The 24,165-nt window shown below is 73.5% G+C and carries 26 protein-coding genes; 10 read left to right on the top strand and 16 right to left on the bottom strand.

Annotated features, from left to right (window positions below):
* Nucleotides 1-12 precede the first annotated feature (12 nt).
* The 5 genes from JQN72_RS13660 to JQN72_RS13640 form a co-directional block, all read right to left on the bottom strand.
* Nucleotides 13-1,758 carry a PHP domain-containing protein gene (locus JQN72_RS13660; RefSeq protein ID WP_307812683.1) on the bottom strand — a complete coding sequence of 582 codons (1,746 nt, stop codon included), beginning with the start codon at nt 1,756-1,758 and terminating at the stop codon, nt 13-15.
* Nucleotides 1,759-1,897: 139 nt separating this feature from the next.
* The gene (locus JQN72_RS13655) at nt 1,898-2,308 is read right to left on the bottom strand and encodes an ATP-binding protein (protein ID WP_204135676.1); all 411 of its coding nucleotides are present in this window, start codon (nt 2,306-2,308) and stop codon (nt 1,898-1,900) included.
* Nucleotides 2,298-2,630, bottom strand: coding sequence for an STAS domain-containing protein (locus tag JQN72_RS13650; RefSeq protein ID WP_204135775.1), 333 nt, complete (start codon nt 2,628-2,630; stop codon nt 2,298-2,300). The genes JQN72_RS13655 and JQN72_RS13650 overlap by 11 nt, the downstream gene beginning before the upstream one ends.
* A complete protein-coding gene (locus JQN72_RS13645; RefSeq protein ID WP_204135675.1) occupies nt 2,630-4,579 on the bottom strand; it encodes a glycosyltransferase family 2 protein in 1,950 nt (649 codons plus the stop codon). Before JQN72_RS13645 ends, JQN72_RS13650 begins: the two co-directional genes overlap by 1 nt.
* Nucleotides 4,576-5,742 (bottom strand): PP2C family protein-serine/threonine phosphatase, encoded by a 1,167-nt coding sequence (locus JQN72_RS13640; protein ID WP_204135674.1) that lies wholly within the window; start codon nt 5,740-5,742, stop codon nt 4,576-4,578. Before JQN72_RS13640 ends, JQN72_RS13645 begins: the two co-directional genes overlap by 4 nt.
* 257 nt (nt 5,743-5,999) lie before the next feature.
* Between JQN72_RS13640 and JQN72_RS13635 the strand changes: the two genes are divergently transcribed.
* Together JQN72_RS13635 and JQN72_RS13630 are read left to right on the top strand one after the other, a co-directional pair.
* Complete coding sequence (locus tag JQN72_RS13635) at nt 6,000-6,914, top strand: oxidoreductase (RefSeq protein ID WP_204135673.1); 915 nt, start codon at nt 6,000-6,002, stop codon at nt 6,912-6,914.
* A 163-nt stretch (nt 6,915-7,077) separates the two neighbouring features.
* Complete coding sequence (locus JQN72_RS13630; protein ID WP_204135672.1) at nt 7,078-8,715, top strand: glycerol-3-phosphate dehydrogenase/oxidase; 1,638 nt, start codon at nt 7,078-7,080, stop codon at nt 8,713-8,715.
* Nucleotides 8,716-8,734: 19 nt separating this feature from the next.
* Here the strand turns inward: JQN72_RS13630 and JQN72_RS13625 are convergent, their stop codons facing one another.
* Nucleotides 8,735-9,103, bottom strand: coding sequence for a VOC family protein (locus JQN72_RS13625; RefSeq protein ID WP_204135671.1), 369 nt, complete (start codon nt 9,101-9,103; stop codon nt 8,735-8,737).
* A gap of 66 nt (nt 9,104-9,169) precedes the next feature.
* Here JQN72_RS13625 and JQN72_RS13620 point away from each other — a divergent pair, with 66 nt between their 5' ends.
* Nucleotides 9,170-9,634, top strand: coding sequence for a MarR family winged helix-turn-helix transcriptional regulator (locus tag JQN72_RS13620; RefSeq protein WP_204135670.1), 465 nt, complete (start codon nt 9,170-9,172; stop codon nt 9,632-9,634).
* A 33-nt stretch (nt 9,635-9,667) separates the two neighbouring features.
* Here the strand turns inward: JQN72_RS13620 and JQN72_RS13615 are convergent, their stop codons facing one another.
* Nucleotides 9,668-10,279: a TetR/AcrR family transcriptional regulator gene (locus tag JQN72_RS13615; protein WP_204135669.1), complete on the bottom strand. Its 612-nt coding sequence runs from the start codon at nt 10,277-10,279 to the stop codon at nt 9,668-9,670.
* Between the two features lie 46 nt (nt 10,280-10,325).
* On the opposite strand from JQN72_RS13615, the gene JQN72_RS13610 reads away from it, so the two are divergent.
* Nucleotides 10,326-11,510, top strand: coding sequence for an MFS transporter (locus JQN72_RS13610; protein ID WP_204135668.1), 1,185 nt, complete (start codon nt 10,326-10,328; stop codon nt 11,508-11,510).
* A gap of 31 nt (nt 11,511-11,541) precedes the next feature.
* Here JQN72_RS13610 and JQN72_RS13605 read toward each other — a convergent pair whose 3' ends face one another.
* Nucleotides 11,542-12,120, bottom strand: coding sequence for a TetR/AcrR family transcriptional regulator (locus JQN72_RS13605; protein ID WP_204135667.1), 579 nt, complete (start codon nt 12,118-12,120; stop codon nt 11,542-11,544).
* A 78-nt stretch (nt 12,121-12,198) separates the two neighbouring features.
* Between JQN72_RS13605 and JQN72_RS13600 the strand changes: the two genes are divergently transcribed.
* Nucleotides 12,199-13,254 (top strand): hypothetical protein, encoded by a 1,056-nt coding sequence (locus tag JQN72_RS13600; RefSeq protein WP_204135666.1) that lies wholly within the window; start codon nt 12,199-12,201, stop codon nt 13,252-13,254.
* A gap of 34 nt (nt 13,255-13,288) precedes the next feature.
* On the opposite strand, the gene JQN72_RS13595 is transcribed toward JQN72_RS13600, so the two are convergent.
* The 5 genes from JQN72_RS13595 to JQN72_RS13575 are packed head-to-tail and all read right to left on the bottom strand — an operon-like array spanning nt 13,289 to nt 17,582.
* On the bottom strand, nt 13,289-14,098 hold the full coding sequence (locus JQN72_RS13595) for a putative hydro-lyase (protein WP_204135665.1): 810 nt from the start codon (nt 14,096-14,098) through the stop codon (nt 13,289-13,291).
* The gene (locus JQN72_RS13590) at nt 14,095-14,958 is read right to left on the bottom strand and encodes a biotin-dependent carboxyltransferase family protein (protein ID WP_204135664.1); all 864 of its coding nucleotides are present in this window, start codon (nt 14,956-14,958) and stop codon (nt 14,095-14,097) included. The genes JQN72_RS13595 and JQN72_RS13590 overlap by 4 nt, the downstream gene beginning before the upstream one ends.
* A complete protein-coding gene (locus JQN72_RS13585) occupies nt 14,955-15,572 on the bottom strand; it encodes an allophanate hydrolase subunit 1 (protein ID WP_307812681.1) in 618 nt (205 codons plus the stop codon). Before JQN72_RS13585 ends, JQN72_RS13590 begins: the two co-directional genes overlap by 4 nt.
* A 10-nt stretch (nt 15,573-15,582) precedes the next feature.
* On the bottom strand, nt 15,583-16,350 hold the full coding sequence (locus tag JQN72_RS13580; protein ID WP_307812679.1) for a 5-oxoprolinase subunit PxpA: 768 nt from the start codon (nt 16,348-16,350) through the stop codon (nt 15,583-15,585).
* Nucleotides 16,347-17,582 (bottom strand): NRAMP family divalent metal transporter, encoded by a 1,236-nt coding sequence (locus JQN72_RS13575; protein WP_204135662.1) that lies wholly within the window; start codon nt 17,580-17,582, stop codon nt 16,347-16,349. Before JQN72_RS13575 ends, JQN72_RS13580 begins: the two co-directional genes overlap by 4 nt.
* 82 nt (nt 17,583-17,664) lie before the next feature.
* Here JQN72_RS13575 and JQN72_RS13570 point away from each other — a divergent pair, with 82 nt between their 5' ends.
* From JQN72_RS13570 to JQN72_RS13560, 3 genes are all read left to right on the top strand, one after another.
* Nucleotides 17,665-18,372 (top strand): GntR family transcriptional regulator, encoded by a 708-nt coding sequence (locus JQN72_RS13570; RefSeq protein ID WP_307812678.1) that lies wholly within the window; start codon nt 17,665-17,667, stop codon nt 18,370-18,372.
* A gap of 105 nt (nt 18,373-18,477) precedes the next feature.
* Entirely contained in the window at nt 18,478-18,663 is a 186-nt protein-coding gene (locus tag JQN72_RS13565; RefSeq protein ID WP_204135661.1) for a hypothetical protein, read from the top strand.
* Between the two features lie 199 nt (nt 18,664-18,862).
* The gene (locus JQN72_RS13560; RefSeq protein WP_204135660.1) at nt 18,863-19,519 is read left to right on the top strand and encodes an SDR family oxidoreductase; all 657 of its coding nucleotides are present in this window, start codon (nt 18,863-18,865) and stop codon (nt 19,517-19,519) included.
* Nucleotides 19,520-19,557: 38 nt separating this feature from the next.
* On the opposite strand, the gene JQN72_RS13555 is transcribed toward JQN72_RS13560, so the two are convergent.
* On the bottom strand, nt 19,558-20,805 hold the full coding sequence (locus JQN72_RS13555) for an arginine deiminase (protein WP_204135659.1): 1,248 nt from the start codon (nt 20,803-20,805) through the stop codon (nt 19,558-19,560).
* Nucleotides 20,802-21,986, bottom strand: coding sequence for a YibE/F family protein (locus tag JQN72_RS13550; protein WP_204135658.1), 1,185 nt, complete (start codon nt 21,984-21,986; stop codon nt 20,802-20,804). Before JQN72_RS13550 ends, JQN72_RS13555 begins: the two co-directional genes overlap by 4 nt.
* A gap of 190 nt (nt 21,987-22,176) precedes the next feature.
* Here JQN72_RS13550 and JQN72_RS13545 point away from each other — a divergent pair, with 190 nt between their 5' ends.
* The gene (locus tag JQN72_RS13545; protein WP_204135657.1) at nt 22,177-22,827 is read left to right on the top strand and encodes a nucleoside/nucleotide kinase family protein; all 651 of its coding nucleotides are present in this window, start codon (nt 22,177-22,179) and stop codon (nt 22,825-22,827) included.
* A gap of 314 nt (nt 22,828-23,141) precedes the next feature.
* Nucleotides 23,142-23,519, top strand: a complete 378-nt coding sequence (locus JQN72_RS13540) for a hypothetical protein (RefSeq protein WP_204135656.1) — start codon at nt 23,142-23,144, stop codon at nt 23,517-23,519.
* A 49-nt stretch (nt 23,520-23,568) separates the two neighbouring features.
* Here JQN72_RS13540 and JQN72_RS13535 read toward each other — a convergent pair whose 3' ends face one another.
* Nucleotides 23,569-24,084: a pyridoxamine 5'-phosphate oxidase family protein gene (locus tag JQN72_RS13535; RefSeq protein ID WP_204135655.1), complete on the bottom strand. Its 516-nt coding sequence runs from the start codon at nt 24,082-24,084 to the stop codon at nt 23,569-23,571.
* Between the last annotated feature and the right edge of the window lie 81 nt (nt 24,085-24,165).

Genomic DNA, 24,165 nt, shown 5'->3' with positions numbered 1-24,165 from the left:
TGACCCGGCCGTTCACCGGGTCGGGACGACCCACACCGGGTTGGTGTAGAACCACAGGTCGACCCACGGGTCCGCGTCGCCCGCGACGTCCAGCTTCGGCCCCTCCGCGTCGATCTGCGCGCCCAGGGCGCCCGGCTGCGAGTGGTTCCCGTCGGTTCCGCGCAGCCGCACGTAGAACGGCGCGTCCAGCGTGCCGAGGTCGTGCGTGATCGTGAACGTGCCCGTGCGACCCGAGGTGTCCCACCGCTCGACGACCTTGGTGTCGGGCGCGGTGAAGGCGTCGCGGTCGGAGGGACCGGAGACGTCGACCGCTCCGCGGACGAGGTCGATGCGGTTCAGGCTCGGCACGAACTGCGACCAGTTGGGCAGGTCCTGCGCGGTGACCGTGAGCACCAGCTGGATGCGGCTGCCGCGCGCGGCCCGCAAGGTGCCGCCGAGGGACTCGGTGGCACCGGCCGTGGCGCTCCTGCCCCTGCCGGTGGCTCGCACCTGCACGTCCACGGCCTTGACCAGGCGCCCGTGGTCGACCCACATCCGGCCCGCGCGCATACCGGCCATGACGGCCCGGTAGCTGCGGTCACTCGCGCCCACATGGGTGCGGCTGTAGAAGCCCGGCCAGAAGTCGGAACGGTCGAGCGCGATCTCACCCGCGTAGACGGGGTCGCCGTACTGCCCCTCGACGAACCCGCCCTCGGGGCGCGTCGAGGTGTCGCCCCAGTTGCGGTGGGAGTCGGAGTTGGCCGAGATCGACCACGGCTTGCCCTCGGCGAGCAGGGAGTCCCAGAGCCCGCCGACGGTGGAGGTCATCCAGTCGAAGCCGCCCCAGGTGCGGTAGCTCTCGGGCGGGTAGCCGGCGAAGGAGCTCCCGCCGGGGCTGTTGCCGTAGCCGCCTCGGGCGCCACCGGGGCCGTAGCCCTTCGGGAGTCCGCCGGCCTGGTGGCCCGGGGCCCCTTCGAAGCCGATCGCGATGCGCGGGTCGGCGTCGCGCCAGGCCCGGATCTCGTGCGGGGAGTCGATGCCGTTGCGGGCGGGGTGGTTGGCCAGGAAGAGCGCGTCGTCGACCCGCCGCCGGGCGACCTGGGTGCCGAGCCACTGGATGGCGGCGACGGCGAGCTTCTCGTTGGCGGGTGTGCCGTCGCGGGCGTCGCGCACGCTGCCGTCGTAGGTGCTCTCGAAGGACTTCAGCACCTCGACCTCCCGACGGCCGGGCGCGACGAAGACCGTGCCGTGCTCCGCGGCGGGGATGTTCCACTCCAGCCCCTGGAAGACCAGCGTGCCGGGCAGCTGCTCGCGCGCCTCGCGGATCTCGGGGTTGACCTTCTCGACGCCGTACCGGGCGTGGTCGGCACCCCCGTGGTCGGTGATGACCATCCAGTCCAGGCCGTAGGCGCGGCCGTTCTGCGCCTGGTCCTGCACCCGGTACATCCCGTCGGAGCTGAACTGGGTGTGGATGTGGTGGTCGCCGGCGAGCCAGGTGAGGTTCCTGCCGCCACGGCTCGCGGCCCCCTCGCCCGCCGCCATGGCGGGGGTGACACCGCTCATCCCGGCGGCACCTGCGGTCAGGGCACCCGTGACACCGGCGGCGCGCATCAGGACGCGGCGGCTCAGCTCGCGCGGGGTGAGGTCGGCGTCGGACGCGTCCGACGCCGCGGCGAGGGTCAGGTCGTCGGGAGCGGAGTGCTCGTGACCGTGGGTGTGCTCGTGGCCATGGGTGTGCTGGTGCTGGTGTTCGTGCTCGTGGGTGTGGGTGTGGGTCACGATGGCCTTCCGGTGTGGACGACGGGACGGTGCGCCGCACAGCCCACCCGAACCGGGTGGCCCACACCGTTCGCCCTCGTGACCGGGGCGTGAACACTGCGGGGCGAGGAGGGGTCCCCCGGCCGCCGCCTCCGCGCGGTCAGGAACGCCGGCGCACCATCGTCCAGACGTTCGTCCGGCCGTCGCGGGTGTAGTCCAGCTCGTCGAGCACGGCGTGCGCGAGCGGCAGGCCCCGGCCGTCCTCGGCGAGGACGTCCGGCATCTCGGCGTCGGCCACCGGTCGGCCCTCCGGCAGCGCCTGACCGTCGTCGGTCAGCACGCCCACGACACGGTCGGGCCGCACCTCGACGGCGAAGGACCACCGCACCTCACCCGGCGGAAGCCCGTGCTCGACGACGTTGTTCGCGATCTCGATGACCGCGGTCTCGAACATGCTGAGGTCGAGGGCCGCGAGGTCGGGATGCTCGCTCCCCACCCGCTCGAGGAGGTCGTGCAGGGCCTCGATGCCCTCGGGGACGGCGAAGCCGGAGAGCCGCAGGTCACCAGCCACGAGCCGCCTCCTCGACACTCGGATGGGGGGTCAGGACGCGGTCCAGGTTGGTCAGCGAGAGCACGCTGCTCACCTGCTCGGTCGGGGCGGCGATCCGCAGGTCGCCGCCGGCCGTGCGCGCCACCCGCAGGCCGGCGACGAGGGCGCCGAGCCCGGACGAGTCGACGAACGAGGTGCCGGACAGGTCGACGACGACGTTCGGGGTGCCGGACCCCACGGCGGCGTCCACGGCCTCACGCAGCCGCGAGGCGTACTGCATCGTCAGCCGCCCTGCGCAGGCCAGGACGGTGTACCCGGTCACCGGCTCGGTGTGGATCTCCATCACGCAGTGCTCTCCTTCTCGGGGGTCGGGGCGCGGTAGAGCGCCGCCTGGAAGATGACGCTGATCACGACGATGTCGTACAGCACCCAGACGAGGTTGACGCCGGTGCCGATGACGCTGTCGGCGGCACCGGTCCACAGCCGGACGACCCCGACGACCGACGCGACGACGAGCACCACCGTCGCGACGAGCTGGGGCAGGACGAGCCGGACGGGGAAGCCGCCGCCCTCGGTGCGGGTCTTCGGCGTCACGACGAACCCGAGCGGCCGCCGGAGGAAGACGTTCGCGCCCGCCGTGACGCACGCGCGGATCCACAGCGGGAAGAGGGCGAGGCTGTACTGGTGGCCCCGCCACGTCTTGACCCCGTAGCCGACGACGTAGAACAGCAGCTGGTTGACGACGACGTACGGGGTGAACAGGATGACGAACGTCAGCCCGTAGGCGTGCACCGGGAGCACCCCGAAGCAGAGGTAGACGACCGGCGCCACGAGGAAGACCACGGCCGCGAAGCCGGACAGGTAGCTCCACATCGTCGCGAAGTACATGAGCCGCTGGCCGACCGTGAGCCCTCGGCGGGTCAGCGGGTTCTCGCGCAGCAGCACCTGGAGGGTGCCCTGCGCCCAGCGCAGCCGCTGCCCGAGCATCGTCCCGAGGTCCTCCGGCGCGAGACCGTGGGCGAGGACCTCGTGGTGGTAGACCGACCGCCAGCCGAGCGAGTGCAGACGCATACACGTCGCCATGTCCTCGGTCACCGAGATCGTCGCCATCGGCATGACGGGCATCGCCTCGTCGGGCCGGTCGACGTCCACCGCGCGGACGAGGTCGCGCACGGACTCCACGGCGCCGAGCGGTGACCAGTCGCGGTCCGAGAGCCGGTCCAGGGCGAGATCGTCGAGGACGAGCTCGCCCGCCTTCCCGTCCACGTGCATCGGGAGGCTCGCGACGGCCTCGAGGTCGCGGCGGATGGCTGCGAGGTCGTCGTCGACGACCTCGCGGCTCGCCGCATCCACGGCGCCCTGGAAGGCGTAGGTGACCTCACCGACCGCGGCGCCGGACGCCAGCCGGCCGCGGGCCTCCTCGGCCGCACCCCGCAGCGAGCGCAGGGCGTCGGCGGCCCGGGGCGCTTCACGGGCGGCGTCCCGGGCGGCGCGGGCGAGGATGCGGTCGGCAGCGCGCAACGCGTCGGCCACGGCCACCTCGACCTCCTCGACGTAGCCGACGATGCCGAGCTGCATGAGGGCGTCCCGGCGCAGCACGGCGTTCGAGCCACAGAAGAACGCGGCGTTCCAGCCGTCCTTGCCCTGCTGGATCGGCCCGTAGAACAGCGGCGCCTGGCTGCCGAGCGGGTCGGAGTCGGTGACGTTCGTGAACCACTGCGGCGTCTGGACGAGCGCGACCTCCGGGTCGCGGAACCAGCCGACGGTGCGCTCGAGGATGGCCGGGTCGGGCACCTGGTCGGCGTCGAGGATGAGGATGAGCTCACCCTCGGTGACGAAGAGCGCGTTGTTGAGGTTGCCGGCCTTCGCGTGCCGCGGCTTGTCCCGCCAGTCCGGGTTGCGCGTGACGTAGCCGACGCCGAGCTCCGCGGCGGCCGCGGCCATCTCGGGCCGGTCGCCGTCATCGAGCACCCACGTCTCGTGCGGGTAGGTGATGGCCTTGGCGGCGCGCGCGGTCTCCACGACCATCTCGACCGGCTCGTTGTACGTCGTGATGAAGACGTCGACGGTCGTCTCCGGGTCGGGCTCGGGCGCCCGGCCGCGCTGCTTCATCCGCCACACGGTCAGGGTGAAGAGGTAGCCGTCGACCAGCGCGTAGGTCTCGGCGAGCGCGAGGGGCACCGCGATCCACCAATGCTCCCAGTACACCGACAGCGTCCAGCGCCAGCCGACGTAGATCGTGCCGAGCAGGACGGTCAGCGTTCCGAGGACCCGGGTCAGGGGGGCCCTCATGGACCCGCCCGCCGGACGACCACGGCGGTGACGTCGTCGTCGGGCACGGACCCGCCGACCGCCGTCACGGCGGCGACGACCTCGCGGACGTCCGGGGTCGAGGTGCACAGCTCGACGCCCGCCCGGAGGGCGCTCGGGACGTCGGGGAAGGCGTCGAGGGCGCCGTCGCTGACGACGACGAGGGTCTCGCCGGGGGCGAGGTGGTCCCGACCCACGTGCCAGTCGGTGCCGGGCACGACCCCGACCGGGGGGTCGACGGCGGTCAGCCGGCGGGGCTCGCCGCCGGCCCCGACGACGAAGGCCAGCCCGTGCCCCGCGTCGACGTACTCGATCCCCCCGTCGTCGGGACGGAGGCGGGCGAGGAACATGGTGACGAAGGTGACCGACTGCTCGTCATCGTCGTCGTCCAGGAACGCCTCGAGCCTGCCCAGGAGCCGCACGAGCGGGATGAACCGGGAGGCCCCGCGCAGGATGGCCCGCAGCCCGGCGGCGACGACCGTGCCCTCCATCCCCTTGCCCATGACGTCGGCGACGACCAGCTGGACGGTGCCGTCCGGCAGCGTCATCCAGTCGTAGAGGTCTCCGCCCGCGCCCTGGGCCGGGCGGCAGCCGCCGGACAGCGCGTAGCCGGGGATCTCCGGGGCCTTGCGCGGCAGCAGGCGACGCTGGATGCGGCGGGCCTGCTCGGCCTCGGCGTCTCGGGCCAGCTCGCGCTCGACCCAGTCCGCGAGGTCACGCAGGAGCAGCGACTCCTCGTCGCTGAAGTCGTGCGTGCGGGAGTCCAGGAGGCACAGCGTGCCCACCGCGGCCCCGGAGCGGGAGTGCAGCGGCTCGCCGGCGTAGAAGCGCAGGCCGGCATCGGTGACGTGCGGGCTCACGGCGAACCGGTCGTCGAGGGTGAGGTCGGGGACGACCCGGCCGGCGTCGTCGTCGACGACGGTCGCGCAGAACGACTCCTCCCGGGGCATCGGGCTGCCGTCCAGGCCGACGCACGCCACCCGGGTGAGAGTCGAGTCGTCGACGAGGTTCACCGACACCATCGGGACGTCGAAGAGACGCTGGGCCAGGCGCACGACGGGCTCGAAGCGCCGGTCGCCGCGCATGCGCGAGGGCTGCGGGTCCCCGTGGACGGAACGGGCGACCGCGCCGGGGTGAGAAGGCATGGGGCTCCTCGGGAGGTGCAGGGTCAGGGAAAGGGTAAGCACCCCAGAGCCGCCCCGCGCCCCCGAGCGGTGAGGCCGCTCCCGGCGCGTCCAGGAGGCCGGCGGCAGGGAGACCGTCCGGGCGGCGGGCAGACGCCAGGCGAGCCGGCGCCCGATGGACGACAGTGGTGGGTACCCGCACCACTCCGAGACGGGGAGGCCTCCGAACCCCTCTCGGACGCACCGGACGGCGCCCACAACTACCACGGAGTACACGGATGAGACGCTGGACCGCCGACGACCTGCCCGACCTCTCCGGACGCCGCGCCGTCGTCACCGGGGCGAGCTCGGGGCTCGGCATCGTCGCGGCCCGCGAGCTGGCCCGGCACGGCGCCGACGTCGTGCTGGCCGTCCGCCGGACCGATGCGGGCGAGGAGGTGGCCGAGCGCATCCGCCGCGGCGGTGCCACCGGGGAGGTGGAGGTGCGGCGTCTCGACCTCGCCTCACTGGCGTCGGTGCGTGCGTTCGCGGACGGGTTCACCGGCCCGCTCGACCTCCTGCTCGACAACGCCGGGGTCATGACACCTCCGCGGTACCGGGAGACCGAGGACGGCTTCGAGCTGCAGTTCGGGACGAACCACCTCGGGCACTTCGCGCTCACCGGGCTGCTCCTGTCGTCCCTGCTCGAAGCGCCCGCGGCCCGGGTGACGACGGTGTCGTCCATCGGTCACCGCAGCGGGGACGGCGCGGTGTGCGAGGGCAGCCCGCGCGCGGGCTACGACCCGCAGATCGCGTACGGACGCTCGAAGCTCGCCAATCTCCTCTTCGCCGCCGAGCTGCAGCGTCGCGCTGCCGCCGCGGGTACGACGCTGACCTCGACCGCCGCCCATCCCGGCATCTCGGGGACGAACCTCTTCGGCAGCGCGGACGGCCTCGGCGCGATCCCGGTGCTCGGCACCCTGGCGACGTTCGCCGTCCGGGCCGCGTTCCCGGGCCCGGAGAAGGGCGCCGAGAGCGTGCTCTACGCGGCGACCGCGGCCGAGCCGGGCTCGTACAGCGGTCCCACCAGGCTCGGGGAGACGCGCGGGCCGGTCGGCGAGGCCCGGATGTCTGCGCTGGCCCGTGACGAGACCCTCGCCGGTCTCCTCTGGGAGCGCTCCGAGCAGCTGACCGGGGTCTCGTACGGCTTCTGAGCAGCAGCGGTGTGCGGATGGCGGCATGCGCACCTCACACCGGCTGACGCGTTCGCCCGGCGGTGCGGCTCCCATCGAGTCGAGGTGATGCGCGACCTCCACAGGGTCGGGTTTCACCTCGACCGGGGTCCGGTCGAGAGCGACCCACGCCTAGGCTGGGGTCATGAGCCTCAGGTCGGCCAACATCGACCGGATCGACGGCGGCTTCTTCGACGTCCTCGTCGTCGGTGCGGGGATCAACGGTGCCGTCTCGGCCGCTGCCCTCGCCGGCCGTGGGGCGTCCGTCGCGCTCGTCGACCGCGGTGACTTCGGCGGCTTCACGAGCCAGGAGTCCTCCAACCTCGTGTGGGGCGGCTTCAAATACCTGGAGAACTACGAGCTGCCCCTCGTGTTCGGGCTGTCCCGCAGCCGCAACCGGCTGATGAAGGCCTACCCGGACAACGTCAAGGAGATCGGCTTCCTCGCCGCGCTCGACCACTCCGCCCCGTACGCGCCGTGGTTCGCGGGGCTCGGCGCGGCGGCCTACTGGGGCATCGGCCAGTTCGGTACGCAGCGGCCGCGGCTCTTCGACGCCGAGGAGATCAAGGCCGAGGAGCCGGCCATCGACACCTCGGACGTCCGCGGCGGCATCCAGTACCAGGACGCCTACCTCGTCGACAACGACAGCCGCTTCGTCTTCTCCTTCGTCCGCTCCGCGCTGGAGGCCGGGGCCGCGACGGCCAACTACGTCGAGCTCGTCGACGCCACCCGGGTCGCCGACCGCTGGCTCGTGACGCTGCGGGACGTCGACACCGACGCCGAGATCACCACCGCGGCAAGGGTCCTCGTCAACGCCACCGGCCCCTTCTCGGACGACCTCACCGACGCCCTCGGAGTCCACACCGCGCACCGGATCGTCTACTCCAAGGGCATCCACCTCGTCGTCCCGCGGCTGACGACGACCCGCCACGACCGCGTGCTCGCGTTCTTCGACGACACCCAGCGGCTCTTCTACGTCATCCCGATGGGACGGCGCTCGGTCATCGGCACCACCGACACCCGGGTCGACACCCCGTACACGCACGTCACGGACGAGGACCGCGAGTTCCTCCTCGAGCAGATCAACGCCCGGCTCGACCTCGAGCGGCCGCTCAGCGCGGACGACGTCATCTCCGAGCGCTGCGGGGTACGTCCGCTCGTCGTCGAGCGCAGCGACGGCGACCACTCCGAGGACGACTGGACGTCACTGTCCCGCAAGCACGAGATCGAGCGGGACGACCAGCGGGGCGTCGTCAGCGTGCTCGGCGGCAAGCTCACCGACTGCCTCAACGTCGGGGAGGAGGTGGCGGCCGAGGTCGAGCACCTGGGCATCCCGCTCGAGAAGGATCTCGGCAACTGGTACGGCGAGCCGGCGGCCCAGACCCGCACGGAGTTCTACCGCCAGGCGCGGCTCATGCGGCTGGACTCGCTGCGCACCAAGCCCGACACCGAGCCGCTCACCGACCGGCTGTGGCGCCGCTACGGGCGGCGGGCGTTCGACCTCCTCGAGGCCATCCGGGCCGACCCGTCGATGGGCGAGGACGTCATGGGCTCGGCCGACTACCTGCGCGCCGAGCTGTACACCGCCGCCGAGGCCGAGATGGTTGTGACGATGGAGGACTTCATGCGGCGCCGCAGCAAGATCGACCTCGTCGTGCGCGACCACCGCCAGGTCGACTCCGACGGCATGCGCGAGGTCGCCGGCATCCTCTTCGGTGACGACGCCGAGCGTCGCCTCGCCGACTACCTCGCCGCCAAGGAGGCGGCGCGCCCCGCCGGCTGACCTCGGTGCCGCACCACGGTCACCTGCGGTCGTGGAGCGTGACGTGGTAGCCGTCGGGGTCCGCGAACGTGAACGTCCGGCCGAAGGGGCCGTCGACCGGCTCCGACACGATCGTGTGGCCGTCGGCGACGAGGGCGTCGTGGATCGCCTGGACCTCCGTGGCGTGCAGCCAGACGGCCGCCCCGAGCCCCGGCCGGGCCACGGCGTCCAGGTCGGTGCCGGGGACGACGTCCCGGACCGCGAAGGCGATGGGCTCGGTGTCGAAGACGACGGCGTGCGGCGGGCCGGCCTGCGAACGGACGAGGCCGAGGTACTTCTCGTAGAACCTCTGGGACGCGTCGAGGTCGCGCGCCTGGAGCGAGATGAAGTCGGGGCCGGTGGCGGGCATGCGGTTCTCCTGGGGTCGATGTGTGTCAGTTTTCTGACATCGAGAAGCGTATGTCAGACTCCTGACATGAGTCAAGGTGAGGGCGTCGACCTGGAGACCTCGCTGGGCTACCTGCTCAAGGAGGCGTCCAGCGCGCTCCGCTCCGCCATGGAGGAGGTCCTGCGACCACTCGGAATGAGCGTCACCCACTACTCCTGCCTCGAGCTGCTGGCCCAGCGTCCGGGCCTGTCGAGCTCCGAGCTGGCCCGAGGCGCGTTCGTGACCCGGCAGTCGATGAACACGCTGCTGCAGTCCCTCGAACGCGGCGGCGAGGTGACCCGCCCGGCACGGGCGCCGGTCGGCAAGGTGCTTCCGACCCGGCTCACGGCGCACGGCCGGCGTCGCCTGGCCGCAGCGAGTGCGGCCGTCCGGTCCGTCGAGGTCAGGATGCTGGCCGGCCTGAGCGAGGACGAGCAGGCCGATGCCCTGCGGCTGCTGCGGAGCATGACCCAGGCCCTGCGCGGCGACGGCGAGGCTCGCGAACAGGGTTGACGGATGCGAGAGGGCGGTCGGGCCGACGGCCCGTCAGGGCGCCGCGGCGGATCGCAGGCTGCCTCGCACGACGGCCCGGGCCGCCTCCAGCGGGTCCTCCGGGCCCGGCGCCGGCCCGCCCACGGCCAGGCGGGCCAGCGCCCCGTCGTAGGCGAGGACGACCTGGTCGGTGGTGGCGTCCACCGCGCCGGCCGGGACGGCCTCCTCGACCAGCGCCCGGAGCCGCGCGGCGAGCTCGGCCTTGTGCCGCAGCGCGGCCACGGCAGCGGGATGGCCGGGCGGCAGTGAGACCAGCGCCGCCAGGTCGGCGCATCCGCGCGACGCGCCCTCCTGGGCCGCCCATCCCTCCAGGGCGTCGAAGACGGCCAGCACCCGGCCCTCGGGCGTCGTGGCCGTGGCGACCGCGTCGTCCCAGCAGGCCGTCCAGCGGGCCTGCCGGTCGTCGAGGTAGGCGACCGTGAGGCCGTCCTTGCCGGCGAAGTTGCGGTACAGCGAACCGATCGCGACGCCGGCCCTGGTGAGCACGGCGTCCACGCCCGTCCCGGCGATGCCGTCCCGGTAGAAGAGCTCCTCGGCGGCGTCGAGGAGCCGGCGCCGCGCAGGCACCGCGGAGCCCCGGGGCTGCCGGGGCGTCGCACGGGGCATGTCTGCCAGGATAGCGCTGATAGAACGATCGTTCTATCATGACTGGATGACGACTCGGGCGAGGACGAGCCCACCCACCACCGGCAGATGGCCACTCGTCGCCGCGGGGACGGCGCTCGTCGCCACCTGCTACGGCCTGGCCCGGTTCGCCTACGGGCTCCTGGCGCCGGCGATGGGGACGGAGCTGGGCGTGTCCCGGGCGATGAGCGGATGGGTCGGGTCGGGGGCGTACGTCGGGTACTGCGTCGCGATCCTCGTGAGCACCGTCGCCACGGCCCGCTGGGGCCCTCGCCTCGTCGCCTCCGCGGCCGGGGCGACGGCCATGCTCGGCATGCTCACTGTCGCCGCCTCGACCGGCCCGACGATGCTGGCCGTCGGCGTCCTGGTCGCCGGGTCGAGCACGGGTGTCGCGTCCCCGCCGCTGGCCCAGGCGGTGGCGCGCTGGGTGGCAGTGGAACGACGCGACAGGTCGCAGACCGTCGTCAACGCCGGGACGGGGCTCGGCGTGCTGGCCTCCGGGCCGGTAGCGGCACTGCTGGCCGACCGGTGGCGTGCGGCCTGGCTCTGCTTCGCCGTGGTCGCCGCCGTCGTGACGGCCTGGGTCGTCGTGGTCGTACCCCGCTCCGCCACCCACGTCGGCCCCGACGCCCGGGCCGTGCGGCTGCTGCCGCCGCGGGCGCCCGGCGGCGCCCGCCTGGTCGTGGTCTCCGCGGCGATGGGCCTGGTCAGCGTCGCCACCTGGACGTACGGCCGGGATCTCGCCGAGAGCGTCGGCGGCGCGAGCCCGCGAGCCTCGGCACTGCTGTGGGTGGTGCTCGGCGCCGCCGGCATCCTCGCGGCCGCGGGCGGGGACGTGAGCCACCGGCTCGGCGCCGCCCGGTCCTGGAGGCTGCTCATGCTGTGCCTCGCCGGCAGCACCGGGGCGCTGGCGCTGTGGCCGGCCGGGGCCGCTGCGCTGCTGACGGCGGGCGTCTTCGGTGCGTCCTACATCGGACTGACCGGGCTCGTGCTCGTCGGAGCGACCCGCGTCTGGCCGGACCACATCGCCGCCGGCGTCTGGGCCGGGTTCCTCGCCATCGCCGCCGGCCAGGCGCTCGGCGCACCGCTCGTGGGCACGCTGAGCGGTCACGGAGGGCTGACCGTGGCCTTCGGGGTCGTCGCCGCCGCCGGCGCCCTCGCCGCGCTCCTGCGCTTCCCCGACCCCGACACGGGGCGTCACGGGACGACGTAGTCGGCGTCGCGAGCGTCCGTGACGAGCGCCGTCACATCGACGGCGTCGACACGACGTGCCGCATCGCCGCCAGCGTCTCGTCCATGACGGTTGCCAGGTCCGGCGTGCCACGCTGGTCGAGCCAGCGGCCGGCGGCGACCCGGAACGCCGCTACGGCGAGCTCGGCGACCAGCTGGGCGGTCCACCGGTCCACTCCCCGGTCCACGAACCCCTGCTCGAGGGCGTCCACCATCGCCGAGAACTTACGCAGCTCGCGCTCCTGCAGAGCGGGCTCGGCGGCGACCACGGCCCGGCGACGGAGCAGATAGCCCAGGCTGCGACCCTCGAACACCCCGCTCACCGCCGGGGCCAGGCGGTCGGCGACGAGCTCCATCGGGCCGACCGTCGGTGGGACATCCGCCAGGAGGGCGGCCACCCGCTCGGGCAGGAGGTCGTCACCGGAGAAGAGCACCTCGCGCTTGTCGGCGAAGTGGCGGAAGAACGTCCGCGTCGTGAGCCCGGCCCGGGCCGTGATCTGGGGAACGGTCGTGTCGGCGAAGCCCTGCTCGGCGAAGAGGTCGAGGGCAGCGTGCTCCAGCCGCTCCGTCGAACCCGGCTGCCATCGACCCATGTGTCACATCCTAGTGATGACATGACATGTCGTCGCGTGACATAGTGATGACATGACGTGTCGTGAAGGGAGCCGGTGATGCCGGGTGAGATCTGGGTGCTCGGCGCGACCGGGCGGGTCGGCCGTGAGGTGGTGCGCCTCCTGCGCGGGGCCGGTGCCAACGTGGTCGTGGCCGGCCGTGACCGAGCACGGCTGAGCGGCCTGCACCGCGACCTGCGCGCGGTGACGGGCTCTCTCGATGAGGTCTGCACCCACCTGTCCACCGAGACCCCCGCGGTCGTGGTGAACACCGTGGGCCCCTTCGCGGACTCGGGGCCGCAGGTCGCGCGGGCCTGCCCCCCGGGCACGGGCTACGTCGACATCGGCAACGAGATCAGCGCGTTCGAGTCCTTGCACGAGATGGACGAGGAGGCGAGGACGTCCCGACGCACACTCGTCTGCGGGGCCGGCTTCGGTGTCCTTGCGACCGAGAGCGTCCTGCTCGAGCTCCTGGCGGGCGAGGAGGCACCCGCACAGGTCCGGGTCGACGCCGTGGCGTCGGTCGCCACCCCATCGGGCGTCGTCGGTGAGGCCCTGGCCGCGTCGGTCGTGCAGGGAATGATCGACGGTGGACGCGAGGTGCGCGAGGGCCGGATGGTCCGCACCCGGTCGGGCCGCGCCGCCCAGCGGCTGACCACACCCGATGGCGACGTGGTAACCACCGCCGCCCTGGGCAGTGGCGAGCTGTTCGCCGCCTGGCAGGCCAGCGGTGCCGCATCGGTGGTCGGCGCCTCGGCACTCGTGCCGGCGAGCTCGGTGCTGCGAGCAGCGGTCCCGACGCTCGGTAGCGTGCTACGCCTACCGGGCCTGGCGGCCTTCACCACCCGCCGGCTGGCCCGGAGCCGGATCACCACCGCCCGGGAGCGCCCCCGCCCGTCATCCTGGGGCCACGCCCGGGTGGAGTGGCCGTCCGGCCGGGTGCGCGAGGGATGGCTGCGCACCGGCGACGGCATGGAGTTCACGGCCGCCGCGGCCGCCGAGGTGGCCCGTCGGCTGGCCGACGGCGACGGGCGCCCCGGCACCTTCACCCCGGCACGGCTGTTCGGACCGGAGGTCGCCCTCGCGGCCGGAGCGGAGCTCGTCATCTCGCCCTAGCCGGTGAGCCACCGACACCGTCCGTCGGATGTGGTCAGGGGACGACGTAGTCGGCGTCGCGGACGTCCGTGACGAGCATGTGCCCGGGCGCGTGCGCGATGGCCAGCGGCGGACGCGACTCCATCACGGCCGCCTGCGGCGTCACCCCGCACCCCCAGAAGACCGGGACGTCCCCGTCGTGCAGCTCGACGGCCTCGCCGAAGTCCGGCTGCGCGAGGTCGCGGATGCCGAGCACACCCGGGTCACCGACGTGCACCGGCGCACCGTGAACAGCCGGGTAGCGCGAGGTGATGCGGACGGCGTCCGCCACCTGACCGGCGGGCACCGGCCGCATCGACACGACGAGCGGCCCACCCATCGACCCGGCCGACCGGCACCGCCGCGACGTCACGTACATCGGCACGTTCCGGCCCTGCTCGACGTGCCGCACCGGCACCCCACCGTCGATCAGCGCGGCCTCGAAGGTGAACGAGCACCCGACGAGGAACGCGACGAGGTCCTCCCGCCACCAGCCGGTGACGTCCGGCGTCTCCTCGACGAGCTCGCCGTCGACGTACACCCGGTAGGCGGGCAGGTCGGTGCGGACGTCTCCGTCGAGCAGCGGCCCCGAGACCACGCCGGGCTCGAGCACGTCGAGCACCGGGCACGGTTTCGGGTTGCGCTGTGCGAAGAGGAGAACGTCGAAGGCGATGTCGCGCGGCACGGCCAGCAGGTTGGCCTGGGTCCACCCGGCGCACCATCCGGCGGTCGGCATGGCGAGGCCGCCGCGGAACAGCGCCCGCGCCTCGGCCGGCGAGAGGGCGGCCGGGTCGGTCGGGAGCGGCTGTGGCTCGACGGGACTCATGGCGCCTCCACCCATCGGAACGACACCGACTCCCCCGGACGCACCTGGGCGGCGCGGTCGACGTCCTCGTCGAGCACGACCGCGACGACCGGGTAGCCGCCCGTCACCGGGTGGTCGGCGAGGAAGAGGACGGGCTCGCCGCTCGGCGGCACCTGCACCGCACCGCGCCACACCCCCTCGCTCGGCAGCTGCTCGTCCCGCGCCTGCTCGAACGCGGCGCCGGCAAGCCGCATCCCCACCCGGTTGCTGCGGTCCGTCGCGGTCCAGGTGGCGGTGGTCAGGACGTCGGCGTCGCGCACCCATCCGTCGCGCGGACCGCGGACGGCACGCAGGACGACATCCGCCCCGGAACGTGGCCAGGGGACATGGTCGATGCCGGGCATCGGACGCTCCGCGCTGCCGACCCTCAGCACGGTGCCCTCCGCGAGCGGTGACGGCCCGAGGTGGGCGAGGACGTCGTGGCTGCGCGACCCCAGAACCGCCGGGACGTCGAGACCGCCGCGTACCCCGAGGTAGCACCGCAGCCCGTCACGCGGGGCAGTGAGCCGCACGCGCGACCCGGCCGGCACCCGGACCACGCCGTGCGACCCCACCGCCCGTCCGTCGACGGTCACCTCGCAGACCGCGCCGGTGACACACAGCGTGACCCCCTCGCCCCCGACCTCGACGTCCAGGCCGCCTGCGGTCACCTCCACCGCCGCCGCCCCCTCGTCGTTGCCGAGCACCCGGTTCGCCTGCCGCAGCGCGCCCCGGTCGGCGGCACCCGAGCGACCGACCCCGACGCCCGCGAGCCCCGGCCGCCCGAGGTCCTCCACGAGCGCGAGCGGCCCGGTGCCACGCACCGTCAGCGTGGCACTCATCCGCCGGCCTCGACGAACCGCACCCGTACTCCCGGCCGCAGCAGCGCGGGCGGGTCGCGGTCGAGGTCCCACAGCACGGCGTCCGTGTGCCCGATGAGCTGCCATCCGCCCGGCGACTCCCGCGGGTAGACACCTGCGTACTCCCCCGCGAGGCCGACGGCCCCGGCGGGCACCCGGGTGCGTGACTCCTCGCGGCGCGCCACGTGCAGCCGGTCGTCCTCGCCGACGAGGTACCCGAAGCCGGGGGCGAAGCCGCCGAACGCGACCCGCCAGGTCTGGCCGGTGTGCGCTTCGACGACCCCGCCCCGCCCGAGACCGGTCAGCCGCGCGACGTCCTCCAGGTCCTCGCCGTCGTAGACGACCGGGACCTCGACGACCTCGTCCGCGTCGTCGGCCGGGTCGAGGGGCACCGGACGGACGGCCGCCAGCAGCTCGCGCACCTCACGCAGCGGCACACCGTCGGCCGCGACGACGAGCACCGTCCGGGCGGCCGGCACGAGCGCCCCGACGGCCGACGACGCGGCTCCCCGCAGTGCGGCCTCGAGCGCCATCGCCTCCTCGCCGTCGGCGAGCTCGGCGAGAACGGCGCGGTCGCCGTACGGCAGCAGCTTCACGGGACCAGCCTCACACGAAGGACCGGACGTCGACCCCGGCCTCGTCGAGCGCGGACCGCACCGCCTCGGCCATCCCGACCGCGCCGGGGGTGTCGCCGTGGAGGCACACCGACTCGGCGTCGACAGCGACCTCGGAGCCGTCCGCGGCGGTGAGCCGACCGGTCGTCACGAGGCCGAGCACCCGGTGTGCGACCTCGTGCGCGTCGTCGAGCAGGGCCCCGGGCTCCGTGCGCGGCACGAGCGTGCCCTCGGGGGTGTAGCCGCGGTCGGCGAAGGCCTCCCGCACCGGCCGCAGCCCCACGGCCTCGGCGCGGCGCAGCAGCTCCGAGCCCGGCAGCCCGAGCACGGGCAAGGACGGATCGTACGCCCGGACGGCGTCGACGACGGCCTGTGCGTGACCGGCATGGTGCACCGCGGTGTTGTAGAGCGCACCGTGCGGCTTGACGTACGCGACCCGCGTACCGGCCACACGCGCCATCGCCTCGAGCGCACCGATCTGGTAGGTGACGTCGTCGGCGAGCTCGCCGGGGTCACAGTCGACGAACCGCCGCCCGAACCCCGCGAGGTCGCGGTACCCGACCTGGGCGCCGACGACCACCCCCTGGGCCGCGGCCGTCTCGCAGCAACGGCGCAGGGTGGTGGGGTCGCCGGCGTGGAAGCCGCACGCGACGTTCGCACTCGTCACGAGGGCGAGGACGGCCTCGTCGTCGCCGAGCCGCCAGCGGCCGAAGGACTCGCCGACGTCGCTGTTGAGGTCGACTCCGGGCCGCCCGCTCACAGCTTCCCCAGCCCGAGGACCGCGTTGTAGCCGAGGTACAGCGTGAGCAGCCAGGCCAGGACCCCCACCCCGAGCAGCCATCCGGGGTAGCGGTAGCCGTGCAGCAGGTCGCGCCGCCGCCAGGCCGCCCAGAGCAGCACCGTGAAGCCGATCGGGAGAATGAGCCCGTTGAACGTCCCGGCGAAGACGAGCAGCTGCGCCGGGGCCTTCTCGATGACGACGAAGGTCAGCGCGCTCACCGCGATGAACCCGACGGTCAGCAGGTTGCGGGTACGCGGCGCGGTGCGCTGGGTCGTGAGGAACGAGACCGAGGTGTACGCGGCGCCGATGACCGAGGTGAGGGCCGCGGCCCAGAGGACGACGCCGAAGACGCGCAGCCCGGCCGCACCCGCGGCCTGCTCGAACGCCGAGCCCGCCGGGTTGTCGTCGGCGAGCGCGGCGCCACCGGCCACCACCCCGAGGATCGCGAGGAACAGCAGCACCCGCATGACGCCCGTGACGAGGATGCTGACGACCGAGGAGCGCGCGACGTCGCGGACGTGCTCGACCCCCGTCCGCCCGGAGTCGACGAGCCGGTGTGCCCCGGCGTAGGTGATGTAGCCACCGACCGTGCCGCCGATGATCGTCGTCGTCGCGATGAACGAGAACGTGTCGGGGGCGACCGTGCTGCGCAGTGCCTCGCCGACCGGCGGCGAGGACGTGAACGCGATGACGAGCGCGGCGACGATCATCAGGACGCCGAGCACGACGACGACGCGGTCGAGGGCCACGCCGGCCCGGTGCGAGAGGAAGATCCCGATGGCGATCGCCGCCGAGATCGCCCCGCCGACCCGCGGCTCGAGCCCGAGCAGGGCGTTCGTCCCGAGCCCGGAGCCCGCGACGTTGCCGATGTTGAAGATGAACCCGCCGAGGACGACGAGGCCCGCGAGCACGTAGCCCGCCCCGGGGAGCACCTTGTTGCCGAGCTCGTGCGCCCGCAGCCCGGACACCCCGATGACCCGCCAGACGTTCATCTGCACGGCGATGTCGACGACGACCGAGATGAGGATGGCGCACGCGAACGCGGCCCCGAGCTCGGCGGTGAAGGTGGCCGTCTGGGTGAGGAACCCCGGGCCGATGGCGCTGGTGGCCATGAGGAAGACCGCGCCGAGGACGGCCGAGCGGCCGACCGCGTCCTTGACACTGCTTCCGGTGCGCTGCTCCGTGGAGCCTGCGGTGGTCTTGTCTGCCATGCCGAGCGAGCATGGCAGTTGTTGAACAATCCGGCAATAGGTGGACCCGCCGCCCTTCCTCCGTCCGGACTACGCTCGCTGCGTGCCGACAGCGGAGTTCGACGACGTCCTCGCGGCGCTGGACGCCGGGCGCCGCTCGCGCCGGACCGTCATGAGCACCTCCGCCGACCGCGCCGCCCGGCAGGTCCGCGAGGAGGTCGTCGAGGGCCGGCTCCGCTCCGGGACCCGGCTCCCCGAGGAACGCCTCGCGGCAGCGATCGGGGTGTCCCGCAACACTCTTCGCGAGGCCCTGAGCCAGCTGGTGGCCGAGCGAATCCTCGTCCGCGAGCCGAACCGCGGCGTCGTCGTCGCCACCCCGGGGCCGGACGACATCCGGGACCTCTACGCCGTCCGGATCGTCGTCGAGCCCGGTGCTCTGGAGCACGGCCCGGGGCTCACCGATGCCCGCCTCGCCGCACTGCGCGCCGCCGTCGACGAGGGCCGCGCCGCCCTCGCGAACGACGACCTCGACGGTGTCGCCAGTGCGAACCAGCACTTCCACCGGGCCGTCGTCGCCGTGGCGCGGAGCCCTCGGCTCGACGCCCTGATGGACCTCCTGCTCGCCGAGATGCGCCTCGTCTTCCACTCGATGGGCGACCCCGGCGCGTTCCACACCCCCTACCTCGAGGACAACGCCCGGATCTGCGACCTCCTCGAGGCCGGCGACCGCGACGCCGCTGCTCGTCACCTGGCCGGCTACCTCTCCCGCGCCCGCGACCACCTGCTCGGCGCGGCCTCCGGCCGAGGCTGAACCCGGCCGACCACGCTGACAGCGCCGACGCAACGACGCCACCCTGACAGCAGGGCCACAGCCGTCCGCGAGGTGGCGCCGAGGGCCGCCCGCCACGGTGTCTCCATGACGACGTCCGTGGCCCCGGAGACAGACCCACCGACGGTCCGCGAGCTCATCGCGGAGCTCGCCCGCACCGAGGACGCCCTGCGGGGCACCCACACCCGCGAGCTCACCGCGTCCGACCTCTCGGCCGTCCGCCGGCAGGCGGCCGTCGTCCGCGAGCTGCGCCGCCGCGCCCGGATGAGATGACCTCCCGTCGAGGCTGTGCGACGCTGACGGCGCCTACCGAAGGAGTGCCGTGAGCTGAGGGACGGCGTCGTCGTGCGCACGTTCTACCCCGTCTTCCCGCCGGACGAGCACGCCGCAGACGTCCTCGCCACCCTGCGGAGCGGTTCCACCGCCTGACGGGCTGCGGAACATCATCACCGGCGCGCCTGTTGGCCCGGACATGCGCGTTCTCGTCTTCGGAGGCCACGGCAAGGTGGCCCGCCAGCTGCACCCGGTCCTCGTCGAGCGTGGTCACGAGGTGACCGCCGTCATCCGCAACCCCGACCACGCCGCGGACGTCTCGGCGGACGGGGCCATGCCCCTCGTGGCGGACGTCGAGTCGCTCGACACCCACGCCCTGGCCGACCTCCTCGGGGGCCAGGACGCGGTCGTGTGGAGCGCCGGGGCCGGCGGCGGGAACCCGAGCCGCACCTACGCCGTCGACCGCGATGCCGCCATCCACTCCATGGACGCCGCGCTGGCCGCCGGAGTCGGGCGGTACGTCATGGTGTCCTACTTCGGCGCCGGTGACGACCACGGGGTGCCCGAGGACGACACGTTCTTCGCCTACGCCGACGCCAAGACGGCCGCGGACGCCCACCTCGTCGACTCCGGGCTCGCCTGGACCCTCGTCCGCCCGAGCCGGCTCACCGACGACCCCGGCACCGGGCAGATCGAGACGCCGCGCACCGGCGCCCAGAGGGGCTCGGTCCCGCGAGCGGACGTCGCGCTCGTCGTCGCCGACGTCCTCGACCGCCCCGCGACCGCGGGGCTCGTCCTGGAGTTCAACGGCGGCTCCACCCCGGTGGCCGAGGAGCTCGACGCCCTCGGCGGCTGACCGCCGACGCGGAGCGGACGATGCCGCGCTCCCGTACCTCAGTAGTCGACGGGGTCGCGGACGAGCGGGCAGGTCATGCAGTGCCCGCCGCCGCGCCCGCGGCCGAGCTCCGCCCCGCGGATCTCGACGACCTCGATGCCGGCCTGGCGCAGCAGCGCGTTCGTCGTCGTGTTGCGGTCGTAGGTGAAGACGACGCCCGGCTCGAGCGCCACCGCGTTGTTGCCGCTGTCCCACTGCTGGCGCTCGGAGGCGTAGACGTCCCCGCCCGTCTCGATGACCCGCAGGTCACCCACCCCGAGCGCGTCGCCGACGACCTTGGTGAACCGGCCCTCCCCCGCGTCCTCGACCTCGACACCGGTGGGGTCGTCCGACGGATGCAGCACGAAGGTGTGCACGCCGTCCATGATCGTCGGGTAGAGCGTCACGACGTCCCGGTCGGCGAAGGTGAAGACGGTGTCGAGATGCATCGCGGCGCGCAGCTGCGGCATCCCCGCGACGACGACCTTCTCGGCGGCACCCTGCGCGAACAGCGAGGCCGCGACCTGCGTGATCCCCTGGCGCGAGGAGCGCTCGCTCATCCCCATGAGCACGACGCCGTTGCCCACCGGCATGACGTCGCCGCCCTCGAGGGTGGCCTCGCCCCAGTCGGTCTCCGGGTCCCCCCACCAGATGGTCGAGGACCGGTAGGCGGGGTGGAAGGTGTAGATCGCCTTGTAGACGAGCGTCTCGTGCTCGCGCGCCGGCCAGTACAGCGGGTTGAGCGTGAGCCCCTCGTAGATCCAGCACGTCGTGTCGCGCGTGTACAGCGTGTTCGGCAGCGGCGGCAGCAGGTACTCGCGCGAGCCGCTCTGCTCGCGGGCGAGCATCGTCCACGGGGTGCGGTAGTCGTCCGGGAGGTCGGCGATGGCGAGGCCGCCGACGAGGAACTCGGCGAGACGGGCCGGCTCGAGCGACTCGAGGAAGGCGCGGGTGGCGTCGACGAGCCCGAGCCCCACCGTGTTGGGGACGACCTTGCGGTCGAGCAGCCAGTCCCGGGCCTCCGGGATGGCGACGGTCTCGGCGAGGAGGTCGTGCAGCTCGACGACCTCGACGCCGCGGCCGGTGAGCTCGGCGACGAAGTCGGCGTGGTCGCGCTCAGCCTGCCCGACCCACATGACGTCGTCGAAGAGCAGCTCGTCGGAGTTGGACGGCGTGAGCCGGCGGTGCGCCAGACCCGGACGGCAGACGAGGACCTTGCGGAGCCGGCCGACCTCCGAGTGGACGCCGAGCGTGGCGGTGGTGGTCATGGGGTCCTTCCCTCGGGGACGGGCTGCGGTGGCGGGGCGACGAGGACGGCGACGGCGGTGGTCGCCGGGATGGCGAGGACCAGCCCGATGGCGCTGGCCAGCGTCCGGACCACCTCGGCGGTGATGCCCTCGGAGAGGAACAGCATCCCGGGTCCCTGGCCGGAGAGCGAGACGAGCAGCAGGATCGGCAGCGCGGCGCCGGCGTAGGCGAACACGATCGTGTAGACGGTGGACGCGAGGTGGTCTCGGCCGATCCGCATCGCCGAGCCGAACAGTGCGCGGCGCGGACGGAAGGGGTCGGCGGCACGAAGCTCCCAGACGGCCGAGGTCTGGCTGATCGTCACGTCGTTGAGCACGCCGAAGGCGGCGATGAGCACACCGCACGCGACGAGGTCGTGCAGCCGCACGCCACCCGCCAGACCCTGGAGGAGGCTGCCGTCCTCGTCACCGACCCCGGTGAGGCGGGCGGCGTCGGACCCCCACACGCCCGCCACCGCGGTGAGCCCGAGCCCGACGAGCGTCCCGAGGAGGGCCGTGGAGGTCCGCAGGCTCAGGCCGTGGGTGAGGTAGAGGACCACGAGCATCGTGGCGCTGGAGGCGACGAGCCCCACCGCGACCGGCGGCTCGCCGCGCAGGAGGGCGGGGGCGACGAAGCCGAGGAGCACGAGCCCGCCGACGCCGAGGCTGAGCAGCGCCGCGAGGCCCCGCCAGCGGGCGACGACGAGGACGAGGACGACGAAGACGGCCCCGAGGACGCCGAGCGGCATCGGCCGGTCGATGCCCTGGAACGTGTAGAGGCCGTCGAGCTGGGCGCCCTGCTCTGCGAGGTCGGAGATCGCCTCGTCGGGCAGCTTGAGGAGCGTGACGGAGTCGCCGGGCTCCAGCCCTGCGCGGGAGATCTCGGTGGAGACCCGCACCGTGACCGTCTCGCCGTCGTCGAGCCGCGCCGTCAGCTGGCCGCAGTCGGGCGAGCCCTGCGGGGCGTCGAGGGTCGAGTCCGGCACGACGGCGGGGCACGGCTCGGTGAGCGAGACGACGTCGGCGTGCGGGAACGTCGCACCGGGGACGACGAAGTCGGAGGGGTCGGCGACGCCGGCGTCCCCGCGGGGCCAGAGCCAGACGATCCCGGCGGCCGTGGCGAGGGCGGTGAGCGCGACGAGGGCGACGACCACCACGCGCACGGCGGTCGGTGTGTCCGGGAGGTCGGCCGGTGCGGCATGCCCGTGGTGGTGCCCGCCCGGCGGCCCCACCGGGCCTGCGTGGCGGCCGGTCATCGGGTGTCGGCCGGGTCGGCCGTCCTCGCGGCGGTCACGTCGAGGAGTCTAGGAGCACGCCGGGCCGACCGGCCGGGCGGTGTGCCACCGTGGCCCTGTGAGCCTCGCCGACCTCGCCAGCGCCGCCGCCGACCTCGTGCCACCGGACGGGAGGGCGCTGCTCGGCATCGCCGGCGTGCCCGGCGCGGGCAAGTCCACCCTGGCCGAGGCGCTGGTCACCGAGCTCGCCGGGCGGTACGGCCCGGGGTTCGTCGCGCACGTCCCGATGGACGGCTACCACCTCGCCGACGTACAACTCGACCGGCTCGGGCTGCGCGACCGCAAGGGCGTCCCCGAGACCTTCGACGCGGAGGGCTACGCGGCGCTGCTGGGCCGGCTGCGCGAGGACACCGCACGGGACGTCTACGCGCCCGGGTTCGAGCGCGAGCTCGAGCAGCCGCTCGCCGGGGCGATGGTCGTCCCCGCCGGGACGCGGCTCGTCGTCACGGAGGGCAACTACCTGCTGCTCGACGAGCCGCGCTGGCACGAGACACGCGCGCGGCTCGACGCCGTGTGGTGGGTGGAGACCGAGGAGACCGTGCGGATGGACCGCCTCGTCGCCCGGCACGTCGAGTCCGGCAAGGAGCAGGACGCCGCGGTCGCGTGGATCGGCGCGGTCGACGAGGGCAACGCCGACCTCGTCCGGCCGGGACGCGCCGTGGCCGACCTCGTGGTCGTCAACGGGACGGACGGCTGGCGCACCGCCTGACCGAACGCTGCCGTCTGCCGTGCCCGGGTCCTGCCGATCTCCAGCGGCGGCCGGCTCCCGGCCCTACGGTGGGAAGGGGGGCGAGAAACCTGCCCGCGCCACCGGATGCCGCCGAGAGGCCGCACCCTGAAAACACCTGCCGCCGCACCACCAGGAGAGTGTCGATGACACCCCGCCATGTCCTGACGGCCGTCGTGGTCGTCATCTCGTCCGTGACGGCGTTGTCGGCGTGTGGATCCTTCACGCCGGCCGGCGACCCCTCGGCTCCGTCGTCTACCGCGAACGAGACTGTCGGCGCAGAGGACACTGGAGGAGTGGAGATCGACCCCGACGTCTTCACCTATCAGGAGTCGGTGGACAGGTCCTACGAGACGTTTGTGGTGCGGGACGTCGAGGACACGCCTCAGGTGCTCACCGGCCTCGAGCGCGCCTCCGGCCGCTTCATGCGAGTCGACTCCTTCGGCGTCGAGCACGCAACCCAAGAGTCGCTGGAGCAGGCATTCGCCGACGGCGCCGACTCGCCGAGCTACGTGAGCGAACCGGAGGTCACGGACGACGGCATCGAGCTCTATCTGGACTGCCAGGGCTCCATCGAGGACCCCATGGCCGTCACCCTGCGCACCGTCCTCGCCGAGGAGCTGGCCGCTGCCGGCTACTCCGGCCGGGTGAGCGCCGTGATCATCGACGACTGACCGGCTGCTGGAGGATTTCACACCGCTCCTCACGCCCTCCACCGAGCCCTCACCCCGGGACCCAGGTCTGCCGCGGGGCGAAGCCGCTGCGCCGGAGCCAGTGCTCGGTGTAGACGATGCGGTGGGGCGTGACCACGGTGAGCGGGTCATCCGGAGGTTCGTGCAGGGGCCGGCCCCGCTCCACATGGTCGGCCTGCCAGCGCACCCCCTCCCAGTACGCATCGGCCTCCGGGTCGTCCCGCTCCAGCGTCCGGGCCGTGCCGAAGAGCTGCGCACCGCGGCTGCTCGCCTGGCCCACCAGGGGAGCCACGATCCCGACCGACACCCGAGGATCCCGCCGAAGGTTGCGCGACTTCACCGACGCGTTCCAGCTCGTGTAGAAGACCTCGAAGCCCTGGCTGGAGTAGCGCACGGGCGTGGCCGTCGGTGACCCGTCAGTGTTGACCGTCGCGACGACGGCGGTGTTCTGCGTGGAGAAGAGGTTGAGGATCCGCTCCTCGAGGACGTCCCGGGAGAGGACGGCCGTCGGCGCCGGACCGGAGAGCCACGGGTTCGTGATGGGCATGCCGAAGCGTCGCATGCCGACCGCCGTCCGACCGCGCGCGGCGACTACTGCCGGTGGCCTTCAGGCGGGAACCTTCGGTGG

The sequence above is a fragment of the Phycicoccus sp. CSK15P-2 genome, assembly GCF_016888005.1.
Taxonomy (GTDB): Bacteria; Actinomycetota; Actinomycetes; order Actinomycetales; family Dermatophilaceae; genus Phycicoccus.
This window is presented reverse-complemented; position numbering and strand designations above follow the sequence as displayed.